The organism is Sphingobium phenoxybenzoativorans (assembly GCF_018286635.1).
GTDB classification, from domain to species: domain Bacteria; phylum Pseudomonadota; class Alphaproteobacteria; order Sphingomonadales; family Sphingomonadaceae; genus Sphingobium; species Sphingobium phenoxybenzoativorans.
Window position 1 is genome coordinate 3,297,725 of the sequence record NZ_CP073910.1, and the last position, 16,287, is coordinate 3,314,011.

Here is a 16,287-nt window from a genome sequence, read left to right on the forward strand (position 1 = left end):
TCGCCGGGCATGTCACGGCAGCGCCCTCCCCGTCATAATGGGGAGTGCTTCGCCTTTTTGATTTGGCCAAGGCTCACGGCGTCACACGCCGTGAGGAAGGCGATGCGGCGCGGGCTGCCCATTCCTTCCCGTGCCGCATCGGCCGCAGATCACTCCGCAAAAAGCGGGTTTATGTCGATATATATCCAGAGACGATCGAATTTGCCGCTGGCGTTACGCCGGATATGGCTCGCCACTGGCATGGAGACAGTTTTGCCGTCCTTCCTAGTGTAGGTGACAATACTCATCTGCGCGCCATTATCGCCTTTCACCACCAGTTCTTCGGCGCGATGGCTCATGCCGGAGAGATTGGCCCAGAAGTCGGCAAAGGATTTTTCCACGGCGGACCAGCCGATAACGGGCGGCATGTTCGCGATCCGCAGGTCGATGTCCTGGGCGAACCAACTCATCAACAAAGGCAGATCAAGCTTGTCTGCATCGCGAAAGAAATCGGTCATCCACTGACCTTCCGCATCCAATATGACGCTGCTCTCCGACATAAATAGGCTCCTGTTTTCAGTTAAAATTGATCGGCAGGATAGCAGCGCCGCTCAGCCGCCACCGCCCAGGCTCCGCAGCCCGGACTGAAAAAATCCATTCTCCCGCCTTCTGCCAAAACCGACCACATCATGTTAGTGCATACTCTTTTGTTGCGTCCACCCACTTTATTGATAAACGCCTTACACATCCTATTTTTCGGGATTATCCACGAGATTCATCACCATTCTTCGAGGATATCCTTCAAAATCGATTTCCGTCAATATGTATACAGATGTTGACAAATGAGCACCGTCAATAATAGTGCGTACACTTATTCAACGAAGGTGAGAGAGATGCCCAAGCTGCTGATTCTATATTATTCCTCCTTTGGGCATGTTGAGATGATGGCGCACGCCATTGCGGAGGGTGTCATATCAGCGGGTGCCGAAGCTGATGTTCGCCGCGTGGCGGAAACAGTGCCGGCCGAGGTGGCAAAGGCCATGCATTTCAAACTTGAGCAGACAGCCCCGCTTGCCGATCCGGCGGATCTGGCCGGATATGACGGCATAATCATGGGCGCACCGACACGCTTTGGGCGCATGCCGACCCAGATGACGGCGTTCTGGGATCAAACTGGCCCACTCTGGATGCAGGGCGCGCTGGTCGGGAAAGTGGGAGCGGCCTTCACGGCGACGGCCAGCCAGCATGGCGGCCAGGAAACCACGCTCTTTTCCATGCTGACCAATATGATGCATCACGGCATGGTGCTGGCTGGCCTTCCTTCGACGTTCCAGGGTCAGATGGGGGTCGATGAAATCCGTGGCGGCTCGCCCTATGGCCCGACCACAGTAACGGCCGGCGATGGATCGCGCCTCCCCAGCCCTTCTGAATTGGACGGCGCCCGGTTTCTCGGCGCGCATGTCGCCCGCATAGCGGCGAAACTTGCGTCTTGATCAGCCACCGCCAGCAAGGTGCATTGCGATGATCGACCTCTATTATCACTTCGGGCCCAATCCGACGAAAATCGTCCTCTTTCTTGAGGAGGCGGGACTTCCTTACAAATTGGTCCCCGTCGATACATTCAAGGGCGACCAGTTCACGCCGGAATTCACCCGGCTCAATCCAAACAACAAGGTGCCGGTCATAGTGGATGACGGCATTGTCGTTTTCGACAGCAGCGCGATCCTTATCCATCTGGGCGAAAAATCCGGCCAATTCTACCCGGTAGGCACAGCCGAAGAACGCGCCGAACTGCGCTCCTGGCTGATGTTCGCGGCGACCGGCCTCGGCCCTTATTGCGGTCAGGCAGTCCATTTTCGCCATTTCGCGCCGGAGCCAAAGGACTATGCGGTCAACCGTTACATGTTCGAAGCGCGGCGGCATTACGCCATTCTCGACGACCGGCTGAGTGAACGGGAATGGATCGTCAACGGCCAATATTCCATTGTCGATATGGCAGTCTGGGGCTGGACCCGGAATATCGATTTCATCCTGGGTGCTGACGCACGGCAGGAATATCCGTCGCTCATGGCGTTCGTTGACAGGATATCCGAACGCCCGGCGGCAAAGGTTGCGGCGAGCCTGCGCGACAGCGGCGTATTCAAACAGTCCTACGATCAGGAAGCCCATGACCACATGTACCGCCACGGCGGCACGCAATGATGATGAGGGCACCGCGAAACGGAACTTCAGCATGCACTTAAATGACAACCCAATGGGACGAGGCGGGGAATATAAATGACGGAATTATACCGTTTGGCGGTGGTAAGCGGCGCGGCCGGGAAAGAAGCGATGGTCGAACATGGTGGCATGTTGCTGCCGATCGACACCTTGCTTGATGGAAAAATTGGAAACAGCACTGGCCGCCCTGTGGATGACCTTGCCCCGGTTCTCGACCACTGGTCGGGATGGAACGCAAAAATCGCCGCGAAGGTTGAAGCTGGAAAGTCTCTATTTTTGGAAAAGGGCATCCCGGTTCATAGCGCGAAATTTGCTTCGCCTCTCGCCAATCCCGGCAAAATTGTCTGTATCGGTTCGAATTTTCACGATCATATCGCCGAAATGGCGATCCCGATGACGCCCTCTTACCCCTACAGTTTCTTGAAACCCGTAAATAATACGGTTCGCGGCAATGGCGATCCCGTGGCGGTACCGCGGCGGTCGCAGATGATGGATTGGGAGGCTGAGCTGGGCGTGGTCATTGGCAAGCGTTGCGCCAATGTCAGCGCAGCCGACGCGCTCAATATGGTCGCAGGCTATCTCAATTTTAACGACCTGTCCTGCCGCGACTGGTTGGCGACACGGCCGCCAGTGGGCATCGATTGGGTGCAGCATAAGGCATTTGACGGCTTTGCGCCTATGGGGCCTTTCCTGGTTCCGGCGCAGTTCGTGACCGATCCCCAGAATATACCGATGCGCCTTACAGTAAACGGGATCACCAAACAGGATTCAAATACCGCGCAAATGGTGTTCGGCGTTGCCGAAATCATCGAACATCTCAGTTCGATCATGACCCTGATGCCGGGAGACGTCATCGCGACCGGAACTCCGGCGGGTGTAGGCCATGGCGCAAAGCCGCCGCAATATCTGAAAGCCGGAGACATTGTGGAGTTGGAGATAGGCTCTCTGGGCAAGCTGGTGACGCCAATAGTCTGACGTGTGCGATGAGGCCGTTTCGCGCCCACCCCTGTCGCAATGTCGCGGAAATATAGCTCGATATCGACGGCTGCGCTCATCGGCGAACATGTTTGGGAGTATGATATGCAAGGCAAAATAGCCCTGGAAGAACATTTCGCCATTCCAGAAACGCTTCAGGATTCGGCTGGTTTTGTACCGGACGACTATTGGACGGAATTGTCGGCGCGCATTCTGGATATCCAGGATCGCCGTCTGCGGGAAATGGATGAAAACGGCATCGAAATGATGCTGCTCTCGCTCAACGCTCCCGCTGTGCAGGCCATATCCGATCCCGCCAAAGCCATAGAGATTGCGCAGCGCGCCAACGACTATCTGGCGGAGGAAATCGCCAAGCGGCCGGACCGATTCCAGGGGTTCGCCGCCCTCCCTCTGCAGGACCCCGATGCCGCGTCGCAGGAGGTGATACGCTGCGTCAAGGAACTGGGTTTCCGGGGAGCGCTCGTAAACGGTTTCTCCCAGTCCGGGGATGGCGACCAGACCCTATATTATGATCTGCCCATGTATCGCTCCTTCTGGGCAGAGGTCGAAAAGCTGGACGTCCCCTTCTATCTGCATCCGCGCAATCCCCTGCCTCAAAATGCCCAAATCTATGCTGGCCATGAATGGTTGCTTGGGCCGACATGGGCATTTGGGCAGGAAACCGCTGTGCACGCGCTGCGCCTGATGGGTTCCGGCCTATTCGACGAGCATCCCGGCCTTACGATCATCGTTGGTCACATGGGAGAAGGATTGCCCATATCCATGTGGCGGATCGATCATCGGAACGCATGGGTTAAAATGCCCAAGAAGCACCCGGCCAAGCAGCCCATATCCTATTATTTCCACAATAATTTCTACATCACGACCTCCGGCAATTTCCGGACGCAATCGCTGGTGGATGCGATGATGGAGATAGGATCGGACCGCATCCTGTTCTCGGCGGACTGGCCTTTCGAAAATGTCGACCATGCCGCGAACTGGTTCGACAACGCCACCATCAGCGAACACGACCGGTTGAAGATCGGCAGGACCAACGCCAACCGGCTCTTCCAGCTTGGCCTGGACGAAGGCAAGGCAATGGCGGCGACACCGCCCAATCCTTCCAATGTGGATTGAAGGGTAGCGTCGAAAGATATGCTTTTCTCCCCAGGCCAATCCTTCACCTACACCGCCAATCCGGGCCGCGTGATTTTCGGGCATGGCACGATTGCCCAATTGCCCGATGAAATAGAGCGGCTCGGCCTGAAACGGGTGCTGGTGCTATCCACGCCCTTCCAGCGGAGCGAGGCAGAAAAGCTAGCGCAACACATCGGCGAAAAAGCGGCAGGCATATTCGCTGGCGCTGTCATGCATACGCCGGTGAATGTCACACAGGACGCCGTGGCGGTCGTGAATGCGCTGGGCGCTGATGGCGTCGTCGCCATCGGTGGAGGATCGACCACCGGCTTGGGCAAGGCTATCGCTGTTCGCACCGGACTGCCCCAGATCGTGGTGCCGACCACCTATGCCGGATCGGAGATGACGCCCATCCTGGGCGAGACGTCTGACGGCACAAAGACCACCCGATCCGACCCGGCGATATTGCCCGAAGTGGTGATCTACGATGTGGATCTTACTCTCGGACTGCCACCCATGCTTTCGGGCACGAGCGGTATCAACGCGATCGCCCATGCCGCGGAAGCGCTATATGCGTGGGACCGCAATCCCGTGATTTCCTTGATGGCGCTGGAAGGCATCTCCGCCTTGTCTGGGGCGCTGCCAACCATCAACCACAACCCTTCGGATAGGGACGCGCGTGCTGCCGCGCTTTATGGCGCATGGCTGTGCGGCATCTGCCTCGGCGCGGTCGGCATGGCGCTGCATCACAAGCTCTGCCATGTGATCGGCGGCACGTTCGACCTGCCGCATGCAGAAACCCACACGATTATCCTGCCACATGCGCTTGCCTATAATGCGCCAGCGATTCCAGAAGCCTGGCAGCAGCTCCAATCCGTTCTCGGCGACGATCCGGCGCTTGCCCTTCACCAACTGGCGCTGAAGGTCGGTGCGCCGCACGGCCTGGGGGCCATCGGCATGCCGGAAGAGGGCATAGACGAGGCGACCGGCCGGGCATTCGCCAATCCTTATTGGAACCCCCGCCCCCTCGAAGAAAATCCCATACGCCAACTGATAGCGCGCGCCTGGCAAGGCGCTCCGCCCGCCAAGGATTGAGAGAAGTGAAATGACCGACATTTCCTGGTTCGAGGAAGATCGCTCTGCGGAGATCGTAAGCAGCCGCACTGGCCCCGCCGCCAATCCTCGCCTTCGTGAAGTGGTCGATACCCTGGTCCGCCACATGCACGCAGCGGTCAGGGAGGCGAAGGTTACGCCGGAAGAATGGATGACGGGCATCCAGTTCCTCACCGACACCGGCCATATGTGCAATGAATGGCGGCAGGAGTTCATCCTGTTGTCGGACGTATTGGGCGTGTCGATGCTGGTGGATGCTGTCAACCATCATCGCCCCAATGGATCGACCGAGAATACTGTGCTCGGCCCATTCCATGTCGCCAACGCGCCCGAATATCCGTTGGGCGCGAATATCTGCCTGGACGGAAAAGGAGAGCCGCTATTGGTGCGCGGCCGCGTGATCGATACGGAGGGGCAGCCCATAGCCGGCGTCACGCTGGATGTGTGGCAGGCCAATGAGGACGGCTTTTACGATGTGCAGCAGAAGGGCATCCAACCCGACTTCAACCTGCGCGGCATATTCAGGACAGATGCTGACGGTTATTACTGGTTCCGGTCGGTCAAACCCCGCTGGTATCCCATTCCGGATGACGGGCCGGTGGGCAAGATGCTGACGGCCCTTGATCGTCATCCGAACCGTGCGGCGCATCTGCACTTCATCGTGGAGGCTGCAGGCTATGACAGGTTGGTAACGCATATCTTCACACCCGACTGCCCTTATCTGCCCGGAGATGCGGTTTTTGGCGTAAAGCAGTCCCTTATCGCCGATTTTGAATTGATCGATGAACCGGGGGAAGCTGCAAAGCTGGGCTTCTCCAGCCCCTATTGGTCAGTCCAATGGGATTTCACGCTTGCGCGCGAAGGCCAGCTCCGTCCTACGGATATCTGATCCCCGCCCAACTACGAACCACAGATCAAGGACAAGCCATGACAATAATAACCCAGGACATCGCCTATACTGGTGACGGCCTAGCGATGAAGGCCACGCTCTATATTGACGACGCGCGGACGACCACGGCGCCGGGCGTGCTCCTCTATCCCGAAGCCTTTGGCCCCGGCCCGCATGTTCATGCCAAGGCCCGGCGTCTGGCTGACGAGGGCTTTGCAGCCATCGTATGCGACCTGCATGGCAACGCGCAGACATTCTCAGACATTGCGGAGGTGATGCCGCTGCTGGACATATTGCGCCCCGATCCAGCGCGTATTCGGTCACGCGCCGCGGGGGCGCTCGACGCCGTGATGAAAACGGAATGGGTCGATCCGCTCCGCATTGCGGCCATCGGTTTCTGCTTCGGCGGCACGATGGCGCTTGAACTTGGGCGGTCGGGCGCGCCGATAAAGGCCATAGTCGGCTTTCACAGCGGCCTCGCCACAAATGCTCCGCAGGATGCGTCCAACATCTCCTGCCCGGTACTCGTCTGCATTGGGGCGGACGATCCGGGCATTCCCGCCGAACAGCGCCTGACCTTTGAAAAGGAAATGCGTGAGGGTCAGGTTGACTGGACGATGCATCTTTATGGCGGCGTCGTGCATAGTTTCACCAACCCGGACGCTGACAAGATCGGCAGACCGGAATTTGCCCGTTATGACGCTGCAGCGGATGCGCATTCTTGGAAGGCGATGATGGAGCTGTTCAACAGGGTGCTGATATAAAACGGCTTCTTCACACTGTTTTCCCGACTGTCTCAAATCAACTGCGGATCGCACCGCCGTCGACATGGAGATTCTGTCCGGTGATGAACCGGGCGTCGTCGGTGCAGAGAAACGCAACGGTGCCGCCTACATCATCCGCTTCCATGACTTCGGGCACGGGTTGCTGCGAAGCAATCAGGTCGAACATCTCCGGTGACAAAGGCACTTGCGCGCCGGGAGTCCTTACCGGGTTCGGCGCAATGGCATTGACCGTAATGCCATGACGGCCAACCTCCGCCGCCAAAGTGCGCGTCAATCCCACCAAACCCGCCTTGCTGGCGACATAGGCTCCGCCCATCGGCGGTGAATTGTCCACAGAGGATGAGGAAATATTGATGATCCTGCCCCAGCCGAGCGCCTTCATTCCTGGCAGAAGCGCCCTGATCAACAGAAAAGGACCGTCCAGATTGACCGCCATCGTTTTCCGCCAGAAGGCTGGATCGATCTCCTCGAAAGCGACGGGCACGGGGTGAATGCCCGCATTGTTCACCAGGATCTGCACAGTCCCAAACATGGCGGTGACCCGGTCTGCGGCTTCGACGATGGATTCCGGGGCGGCCATATCCACCTGCATGGCGAGGCCCTTTCCGCCTGCCGCCTCAATCAAATTCACGGTTTCCGCACAATCCAGCACATCAAGCGCGGCGACCTGCGCACCCATAGCGGCCAGCCGCAGGGCAAAAACCCGCCCCATGCCTCTGGCTGCTCCTGTAACTACCGCCGTTTTTCCTTCGAGCATCAAAGGCCAGGCTCCCTAAAAATGGGCGGCAACGGCTTTCCAGCCATCGCCGCCTGCAGTTGCAATCAGAAGTTGAAGCCCGCGCGAATGCCGATCTGGCGGCCCTTGGACGGGAAAGCGACAAGGCCGTCCTTGGTGCCGGGCGAGATGCTGCCATATTCATTGTAACGGTTATCGGTCAGGTTCCTGCCGAACAGGGAGAAGGTCCATGTGCCGTCGCCCGCCTTCACGTCCAGATGCGCATCGACAGTGATATATCCCTTCTGCTCCAGCAGCGGCTCATCATTGGCGGATGTATTGTAGTGCGACCGTCCAGCGAGCACCGCGCCGCCGCCAAGCATCAAGTCGCCCACCGGCTGTTCATAGTCGATGGAGAAGGTGCCCACCCAACGGGACGACATGGGCGTCCGGTGTCCCGAAAGGTCCTGGACGCACACGGCAAAGGGATTTCCGGTCGCCAGAATGGTGTCGAGATCCTGCTGGCGCGTACAACTCCCGCCAGGAAAATCCTTATATTTTGCGTCGGTGAACGCGCCGGTGAAACCCAGTTTCAAACCTTCAATAGGCGCATAGTTGAACTCCCATTCAAACCCCTTGCTGCGCGCCTTGCCCACATTCGCCACCACTGCGACAGTCGCGGAACCGACATAGGCATTGGTCTGCAGATTGGTGAAGGTCGTATAGAAGGCGGCCAGCGCAAAACTGAGTTTGCGATCCGGCGTGATGCCCTTGTACCCGATTTCAAAAGACTCCGCCTTTTCAGGCAGGAAGCGCGTGCCTTCCGGTTCGACGATGACCGGCGTGCCAGTGGCCGGGTTGGCCGGAATGCCTTGATAGGCGACATCGAAACCACCAGCCTTGTCGCCCTTTACGAATTTGGCGTAGACCTGATCGTGACTGTTCACCTTATATTGGGCGATAACCTGCGGCTGAAAATGCGTTTCGCGCAGATGCAGGCCAGAGAAGCTGTGCGGCGGCACCCCGAAAAAGCCGAAAAACACCGGGTCGAGAGCAGGATTGAGATCCACCCAGCCCATGCCCTGCCCGAAACTCTTGTTAGGCACGATATTGCCCGCCAGCGCCGATTGATTGCCATCCCGCGTGATGATTGCGTAACGTGCGCCGGCTTCGATGCTGAATGCGTCGGTCAGGTGATAGGTGACGTCACCAAATCCCGAATAGCTTTTCGTCTTTTGCAGGGACAGGAGGTTAAGCGCGAAGGGCGGCAGCGGGACGCCAATGGCGGCCGCATTGAAATCCGCCACGGTAATATTGTCGCGCTTCTCCCACTGATAGAATCCGCCGAACAGGATATCGAAACTTCCATATTTACCGGCGAAGCGCAGTTCCTGGCTGAACTGTTTGTTGCGATAACCGATATAGCCGGAAAATAGCGGCACATCCTGCCCGCCTGCCGCGCCAAGACCCATCTCAAGGTCCCGGTATCCTGATGTTGAGGTAAGCGTGCCGCCTAGCAGATCGGCGTTCACATCCATCTGGTATGTCTGGTTATTGAGCGCCTGGAAATCATTCCCAAAAAGCGGCGCTACACTGTTGTCCGAATTTATCCGGCCGTCATAATTCACTTCCGGGAACTGATATCCGAATATGGGCGGGATAAAGAGGGGCTGCGCAACAGGTTCGCCAACCATCCCCTTGTTGCGGATATGATCATATTCGGCCTTCAGCATCACTTCGATGCCATCCGCAGGGTTCAGCCGCAAAATGGCGCGCGCTGCATAATTCTCGTCGGTGGAAACATGCTTGCCGGTCGCGACGTTGAAATTGGGACCTTTGTTCAGATCCTGATACATGCCCGAAACGCGAAGGCTCGCGCCTTCCGCAATGGGAAGCGTCATCCCGCCCTGAACCAGAATTTCCTGATGATAAAACTCATACGCGGCCGAACCATCCGCTTCGAAATCATCTCCCGGCTTACGGGTTGTGATATTGAGAGCGCCGGCGGTGGAGCTGTTGCCAAAGAGCAGAACCTGGGGACCCTTCAGGACCTCGACACGTTCGACATCGAATAAGGGCAGCCGCGCATCCTGATCCCGGCCATAGGATATATTGTCGATGAACTTACCGACCGCCTGATCGAAGGATTGGCTGTTTCCAGTGCCAAAGCCGCGAATGAGCACAGCAGGCTGGGTCGCGGAATAGGATACCACCAATTGCGGAATGCGCGATGTGAGGTCGCCAATCTGGGCAATCTTCGCTTCTGTCAATTGCTGGCCGGAGACTGCCGTTATCGCGACGGGAACGTCCCGTAAATTCTCCGACGCCTTGCGCGCCGTGACGATAATATCGTTCACTCCGGCATCGGCATTGTCCGCTGCAGGCGTCGTTTGCGCGACGGCAGGCAATGCGCAGCCAATCACCAACATCATTGCCGTACCGCAAGCCAATGCGCGGTGAATGCATGAGCCGCTCATACAAATCCTCCCCAGATTTTTATTGATCTCTGCGCACACTCTTGAATGCCGCAGAGGGATATTGACCATCCGAAAACGATTATGTATCCACTTGACTACTTTGTCAACGCCGATAAAAATCCCAGAAAATACGGGATATTTCGGTGATATTTTTGAGAATCGCCAGACTGGATCGAGTTTAAAAATATGGGATCGGAAAATCTTTCCGCCAAAACTTCATACAGTTTTGGCGGAGCTGACTGACGGCCGGGAGGGAATATGGAGCTTGAAGGAAAGACCTGCCTCATCACTGGCGGCGGATCGGGTATCGGCGCCGCAACGGCGATGCTGTTGGCAAAAAGAGGCGTCCATGTGGTCGTAAGTGGTCGCCGAGCCGACACGCTCAACGCTGTGGCGGCCGCTATTCAGAACGACGGCGGAAAGGCGTCCGTCCATCGAGCGGACTTCTCGGTGGAGAAAGAGGCTGAGGCAGTCGTGTCAGCCATCGCCGACACGCACGGTCAGTTGAACTTTGCCGTGAATGCCGCGGGCGCCGCGGCTGTGGGAACGGCAGTGGATTCGGACGAAGCGCTCTTTGCGCGCGTCATCGACGCAAATCTGAAAACCGCCTGGCTGGGCATGAAATATCAGATACCTGCCATTGCTGCGGCCGGCGGAGGCGCGATCGTCAATCTATCGTCTGTCGCCGGCCTTGGAGGAACGCCACACGGCTCTATCTACAGCGCCGCGAAACATGCGGTCATTGGCCTGACGAAATCTGCAGCATTGGAATTTGCTGCGCAAAATGTCCGCATCAACGTCGTCTGTCCCGGAACCACGCGCACTGAGCAATTTAACGGCATTGTAAGGCAGGTGATGGGCGAGATTTCGCCTGATGAAGCCGCCATTACGATGGGCAAGAAATATCCGCTGGGGCGCATTGCCCAGCCGGAGGACATTGCCGGCGCCATCGCTTGGCTGCTCAGCCCCGACGCCGCTTTCATGACCGGTTCTACGATTGTGGTCGATGGCGGCAAGCGCGCCGAATGACCGGCCCCGTCCCCCTAATATCTACCAACCAATTCATATCTGAATTTCTGAAAGGAGACCTTAAATGACCAGTACCATCAACCTGTTAGCAGACGACATCCAGGCAGCCGTGGATGCGGCCTATGAGCGGGGAGCGCCTGTAGCGGTCGCCTATGTCAATGAGAAGCAGGAGCCTTCTCTCTCCCTGCGCGGCAGCGCGCAAGTGCTCAACGCTAATGAAATAGGTCTTTGGGCGCGCAGCACCGACACGGGGCTGGCCGCTGCGATCGAGGAGAACGCCAATCTGTCGCTCATCTTTTTCGGCCCTCTGCCAAGCGGCGACAAAATGCTGTTGTCGATAAAGGGGCAGGCCCGCGCCGATGCCTCCCGGAATGATGAGGTCTATAACGGGATGATCGAGAATGAGCGGAATTTTGACCCGGACAAGAAAGGCGTCGCCATTATCGTGAATGTCGATTCCGCATCCGGCATGTCGATGAAGGGCGGCCCCTTCTCCCAACAGCGATAACATGACATCGGCCGCCGCGCCGGCACCTTCGGGCGGGATCGCCGCCCGATTTTATCCGGCGCGGCGACCCATGCGAATGCGGCTTGGTATTTGCATCCACATTCCAGTGGATGTTACACAAGGCGATGACCAAAGCAGCCGACAGCGCCCCTCCCCGCCCGCGAAATTCCACAAAGACGAAGGCCCGCATCCTGGAGGCTGCACAAAACGCCTTTTCGACGCGGGGATATCGCGATGTCGGCATTCGAGACATCTCGGCCGCTGCCGAAGTAAACCAGAACCTGATCACCCGATATTTCGGCGGCAAGGCCAGCCTGTTCCGGGAAGCGCTGGCTTCAATCCTGAAGCTTGACGATCTGCTGATCGAAGATCGCGCCGATTTCGGCAACAGGCAGGCCAATATTCTCCGGCAAAATCATGCCACGACGATGAATTCCGGTGCCATGCTGGCGCTTTCAATCGGCGACCCGCAGGCCAGAGCCATCAGCAGCGAAAAATGGAATCATCAACTGGTTGACGTGATCGCAGACTGGCTTGACGGCCCGGACGCCAAAGCCCGCGCGCGTTTGATATCCATGCTCTCTATGGGATTCACGGTCGTCCAGCTCCTCACCGCAGAGGAGAGTGAGGAAAGCCGGGAAGAACAGATTTTCATCGACCAATGGTTGGCGGAAACGCTGCAAAAGATCGTGGATATGCCGGAGGGTTCCGCTACCGGAACGCTGCCCAGCCCCTCAGACAAAATCTCCGGCAAAGTCGCCTGAATAGTATTCCAGCGCCTGCCTAAAATCGCGGGCGAAGTTTCAGACACAAGATGGCAAGCGGATGCCGGCAGACCTTCCATTCGGCCTGCCGGCAATCTTTATCAGACACCGATCACCGGTGTTTTCGCGCCTTCCACAAATGTCGGCGACCAGTCATTGCCAGGTTCCGCAGCCAAGGGCGGCACCCGCTCGCGCGAAAGGTCGCGGGCGGACAGATCGTAAAGGAACTGCCACCCATGGCTGAACAATTGGGAATAGTCGCGCCACAGCCGCTCCATCCGCTCACCGCGGCGAATTCTGGTCGAACCGCAGGTGCGGACAACCTCCTGAATCGCTTTCCACGCCAGATTGTTGACGACTTCATGGCCGATGCCGACGAAACGGACATCCTCCTCCCGCTTCCACGCCTTGCGGGCCGACAGATCAATCCATTCGCGGGCGACCGCATCGAGCGCGCATTCGGCAGTGGCGATCTGGCCGACTGAGCGGCCGAACCAGCGCTGATAATCGGCATCGCTCGACCGGGGTGTGAATGGCGGGCTGGGAATGGTTTTCGATCCCATCAGCTCCTCATAACAATCGACGGCGCCTTTCGCCGTGCCAGTCGCCACATTCGACCCACCGAGCATATAGAAGCTGAGCGTGCTGCCGCCGTAGAGCGGATTGCCGTGCAGATCCATGCCGATCGCGCTCTTGGGATCCATCGTCAGAAAGGTTTGCCCCGGCGTCGCGTAGTCGGAAGGAATGATGGCATCCACAACCTTGATGCTGTGCGATCCCGAACCGCGAAGCCCCAGCACATCGCCCCAGTCATCCATGATTTCATATGTGTCGCGGGGCGCGATGAACATCATCGGCGCGCCCTTCTTCCCCGTTTCGGGGTCGATGAGGAACACATGCGACATCATATGGGTGGAATAGGGCGCGCCCGAATTATAGTGGAAGAAGCCGTTGATCTTCCAGCCGCCCTCGACCTTCTCGGCCGTACCCTCCGGCTTTGCCGTGAGCGGGGCGCGAAACTCGCCGCTGGCGAAAATTTCCGCCTGCGCCCTTTCCGCGAAAAAGGACGCCACAGTCAGCGTGTGGTTGATCGACTGGCTGAGCATCCATCCGGTGGAGGGACAACCCCGCGCCACTTCACGCACAATCCTGAAATAGGTGAGGACATCGCATTCATATCCTCCATACCGCTTGGGCACGAGCATCTTGTAGAAGCCGGCGTTGGTGAACTCCTCATGCGTGGATTCGGGATAGAAGCTGCGCGCTTCGGTTTCCCCCTGGCGCTCCACCAGGCGAGGCCGGATTTCCCGCGCGCGTTCCAGTAATTCTTCATCCGTAGGTATCGCCGAAGCGGCGGATTTCATGTTCGCGTTGGAAGCCATTATCCCACTCTCCTAAAAATATCCGGTCAGGCGAACGCAGCAGATTTGGCTCAGCTTTGAACAAGCGCCCTGCTGCGGCCTTTCGCCGACATGTATCCACTTGCATACATATGTCAATAGTGTATGCAAGTGGATACGGCTAAGCCGCATGATCTTTTTGCTTATCGAGCACCACCGCATCCTGAAGGACCCGGCACAGAGCTGTGCGCGGACAGGCGTTCTGCGGCATTTGGATTCAGTTTTAGGCACCGTGGATTGGAGAGGATTGAAACATGGAAAAGACACATTCCGGGCGGGTGGCGATCGTCACTGGCGCGGCGCGCGGGATCGGCCAGGCCATCGCCGTCACCTTGGCCCGCCGTGGCGCCAAGCTCATTCTGGTCGATATGCTGGATTCGACCGAAACCAGTGAGATGATCGAAAAGGAAACGGGCGCCAAAAATACGAGCGTCACCGCAGATATTACATCACCGGATGCATGGCAGCAGCTTGCCAAAACCGCCGACGAAATGTTCGGAAGGGGCGATATCGTCGTCAACAATGCTGGCATCTATCCCATGTGCCCGCTGGACGAGTTGGACGATAAGCTCTGGCGGAAAACCTTTGCCGTGAACATCGATGCGCATTTCTATTCGGCCAAGGCCTTTGCGCCGCTCATGCGCCGCGAAAAATGGGGGCGCTTCGTCAACATCTCGTCCAACTCCATCGGTTACGCAATCCCCGGCATGAGCCATTATATGGCGAGCAAGATGGCGGTGCTGGGGTTTGTACGCGGACTGGCCAACGAATTGGGCGTCGACGGCATAACCGTGAATGCCGTATTGCCCGCCCCTACGGAAACGCCCGGGACTGCCTTCATGTCTGCGGAAAACAAGGAAATGCTGGCGCAAACCCAAGCGATCAAACGGATATCCGTGCCGGACGACCTGGCCGGACCAGTAGCGTTCCTGACTAGCGATGACGCGGCGTTCATCACCGGCCAGTCTGTTGTTGTCGACGGCGGGGCTTACAAGATTTCCTGACGCTCGTTGAAATTAGCCCCGCCTGCAAAGCTGCTGGCGGGGCGGCAACCTACAGCGCTGAAACGCGGCCTGGGTTCACTGCCGTTCGGGCTTCCACCGCCGGAGCGCCGTTGTCTTGTTATAGAGTTGCCCCTCTGGATAGGTCACGAGTTCGATCATCGCGCCAAACGGCGCCATGATAAAGCAGAAGCGGTTGCCATCGCCGCTCTCCGGGCCAATCATGTCCCACGGCTGGGCCATTTGCCGGCCGCCAGCGGCCACCATCTTCGCAGCGGCGGCGTCGATATCATCGACATATAACGCCACATGCTGCCAGCCGACATCGCACACCCTCAATGCCGGGCGCTGATCCTTCAATGTATATTGGAACAGCTCAATCGCGGGTCCCGTGGGCAGCTTATACATGCGCGCCACATTGATCTCCGCGCCTTCGGGTATGCCAACCAGCTTTTCCACTTCCGGCCCCTTAAGCGGGGGCATTCCGGCCCCCAGCAATTCATACATGAACTGCGCGCCCATCCCCTCCATCAGGAAGCTTTCGGCAGGCCCGATCTCCGGCACCGTCAGGCCGATATGATCCACTCCACGCACCACGTTTGTCATGTCGCACCTTTTCTGCGGAGCAGGGGCCTCCCCCCAACAATGTGTTCAGATGTCAGCCTTGCCACAACAAGTCAACAATCGTATACATAACGCGGCAACGCGGGGAATGTCAGCCGTGACGATGACCGCCCTAAAGAAAAACGGGTCGCCAGGAGGAGGAGGAGGAGTATGCCGGACCAAACGCCCATATTCCGCGAGATACGTCAGGAATCCCCTGCATCATATCTGTGGCGTGCCGTCTCCACGTCGCGCCGGTGGTCGCTGGCCCACGCCGCAAGAGCGGTGAGCGGCGCGCAGAGGGATTGGCCCAGAGCCGTAAGCCTATATTCCACCCGTGGAGGCACGGTGCCAAAAGACCGTCGATCCACCAACCCGTCGCGCTGCAGCCCCCGCAAGGTCAGCGTCAGCATCCGGTGGGAAATACCCGGAATCGCGCGCTGGATCGCATTGAAACGCATCGCGCCGGATGAAAGATGTCCAACGACCATCACAGTCCATTTGTCGCCGATGCGGTCAATGACCTGCGCCAGCGCCATGCATTCCCTGCCGGGATCCTCCGCATCTTCGCCCGTTATTCCTAAAGTTTCCGGATTTTTCATTCCATTTTCCCGATCCAATCTGGCGATCCGCAAACGAACAAATTTGTGCGTTCTTGTGCATCCACTTTCTGCCAAGCATATCCGCACGCA

At 57.9% G+C, this 16,287-nt stretch carries 17 protein-coding genes; 11 read left to right on the forward strand and 6 right to left on the reverse strand.

Features of this window, described 5'->3' with window-relative positions; all coding sequences use genetic code 11:
• Window positions 1-149 precede the first annotated feature (149 nt).
• Window positions 150-539, reverse strand: a complete 390-nt coding sequence (locus KFK14_RS16335) for a nuclear transport factor 2 family protein (RefSeq protein ID WP_070154107.1) — start codon at window positions 537-539, stop codon at window positions 150-152.
• A gap of 333 nt (window positions 540-872) precedes the next feature.
• Here KFK14_RS16335 and wrbA point away from each other — a divergent pair, with 333 nt between their 5' ends.
• From wrbA to KFK14_RS16370, 7 genes are all read left to right on the forward strand, one after another.
• Window positions 873-1,472, forward strand: coding sequence for an NAD(P)H:quinone oxidoreductase (gene wrbA / locus KFK14_RS16340; protein ID WP_212608388.1), 600 nt, complete (start codon window positions 873-875; stop codon window positions 1,470-1,472).
• 28 nt (window positions 1,473-1,500) lie between these two features.
• On the forward strand, window positions 1,501-2,181 hold the full coding sequence (locus KFK14_RS16345; protein WP_212608389.1) for a glutathione S-transferase family protein: 681 nt from the start codon (window positions 1,501-1,503) through the stop codon (window positions 2,179-2,181).
• 75 nt (window positions 2,182-2,256) lie between these two features.
• The gene (locus KFK14_RS16350; protein WP_070154114.1) at window positions 2,257-3,174 is read left to right on the forward strand and encodes a fumarylacetoacetate hydrolase family protein; all 918 of its coding nucleotides are present in this window, start codon (window positions 2,257-2,259) and stop codon (window positions 3,172-3,174) included.
• Window positions 3,175-3,279: 105 nt separating this feature from the next.
• Window positions 3,280-4,311: an amidohydrolase family protein gene (locus tag KFK14_RS16355; RefSeq protein ID WP_212608390.1), complete on the forward strand. Its 1,032-nt coding sequence runs from the start codon at window positions 3,280-3,282 to the stop codon at window positions 4,309-4,311.
• Window positions 4,312-4,329: 18 nt separating this feature from the next.
• Window positions 4,330-5,406 carry a maleylacetate reductase gene (locus KFK14_RS16360; protein WP_212608391.1) on the forward strand — a complete coding sequence of 359 codons (1,077 nt, stop codon included), beginning with the start codon at window positions 4,330-4,332 and terminating at the stop codon, window positions 5,404-5,406.
• A 10-nt stretch (window positions 5,407-5,416) separates the two neighbouring features.
• Window positions 5,417-6,313, forward strand: coding sequence for an intradiol ring-cleavage dioxygenase (locus KFK14_RS16365; RefSeq protein ID WP_212608392.1), 897 nt, complete (start codon window positions 5,417-5,419; stop codon window positions 6,311-6,313).
• 38 nt (window positions 6,314-6,351) lie between these two features.
• Window positions 6,352-7,077, forward strand: coding sequence for a dienelactone hydrolase family protein (locus KFK14_RS16370; protein ID WP_212608393.1), 726 nt, complete (start codon window positions 6,352-6,354; stop codon window positions 7,075-7,077).
• A gap of 37 nt (window positions 7,078-7,114) precedes the next feature.
• On the opposite strand, the gene KFK14_RS16375 is transcribed toward KFK14_RS16370, so the two are convergent.
• Together KFK14_RS16375 and KFK14_RS16380 are read right to left on the reverse strand one after the other, a co-directional pair.
• Window positions 7,115-7,855, reverse strand: a complete 741-nt coding sequence (locus KFK14_RS16375) for an SDR family NAD(P)-dependent oxidoreductase (protein WP_281417155.1) — start codon at window positions 7,853-7,855, stop codon at window positions 7,115-7,117.
• A gap of 65 nt (window positions 7,856-7,920) precedes the next feature.
• Window positions 7,921-10,290 (reverse strand): TonB-dependent receptor, encoded by a 2,370-nt coding sequence (locus KFK14_RS16380; RefSeq protein WP_212608395.1) that lies wholly within the window; start codon window positions 10,288-10,290, stop codon window positions 7,921-7,923.
• A 258-nt stretch (window positions 10,291-10,548) separates the two neighbouring features.
• Here KFK14_RS16380 and KFK14_RS16385 point away from each other — a divergent pair, with 258 nt between their 5' ends.
• The 3 genes from KFK14_RS16385 to KFK14_RS16395 all read left to right on the forward strand — a co-directional run bounded on the left by KFK14_RS16385 (window position 10,549) and on the right by KFK14_RS16395 (window position 12,591).
• A complete protein-coding gene (locus KFK14_RS16385; RefSeq protein WP_212608396.1) occupies window positions 10,549-11,319 on the forward strand; it encodes an SDR family NAD(P)-dependent oxidoreductase in 771 nt (256 codons plus the stop codon).
• Between the two features lie 64 nt (window positions 11,320-11,383).
• On the forward strand, window positions 11,384-11,827 hold the full coding sequence (locus tag KFK14_RS16390) for a hypothetical protein (protein ID WP_212608397.1): 444 nt from the start codon (window positions 11,384-11,386) through the stop codon (window positions 11,825-11,827).
• 125 nt (window positions 11,828-11,952) lie between these two features.
• Entirely contained in the window at window positions 11,953-12,591 is a 639-nt protein-coding gene (locus KFK14_RS16395) for a TetR/AcrR family transcriptional regulator (protein ID WP_212608398.1), read from the forward strand.
• 101 nt (window positions 12,592-12,692) lie between these two features.
• Here KFK14_RS16395 and KFK14_RS16400 read toward each other — a convergent pair whose 3' ends face one another.
• Entirely contained in the window at window positions 12,693-13,973 is a 1,281-nt protein-coding gene (locus KFK14_RS16400) for an acyl-CoA dehydrogenase family protein (RefSeq protein WP_070154131.1), read from the reverse strand.
• A gap of 272 nt (window positions 13,974-14,245) precedes the next feature.
• Here KFK14_RS16400 and KFK14_RS16405 point away from each other — a divergent pair, with 272 nt between their 5' ends.
• Window positions 14,246-14,995: an SDR family NAD(P)-dependent oxidoreductase gene (locus KFK14_RS16405; protein ID WP_212608399.1), complete on the forward strand. Its 750-nt coding sequence runs from the start codon at window positions 14,246-14,248 to the stop codon at window positions 14,993-14,995.
• Window positions 14,996-15,070: 75 nt separating this feature from the next.
• On the opposite strand, the gene KFK14_RS16410 is transcribed toward KFK14_RS16405, so the two are convergent.
• Complete coding sequence (locus KFK14_RS16410; protein ID WP_212608400.1) at window positions 15,071-15,598, reverse strand: VOC family protein; 528 nt, start codon at window positions 15,596-15,598, stop codon at window positions 15,071-15,073.
• A 203-nt stretch (window positions 15,599-15,801) separates the two neighbouring features.
• Entirely contained in the window at window positions 15,802-16,197 is a 396-nt protein-coding gene (locus KFK14_RS16415; protein WP_212608401.1) for a winged helix-turn-helix transcriptional regulator, read from the reverse strand.
• Window positions 16,198-16,287 lie beyond the last annotated feature (90 nt).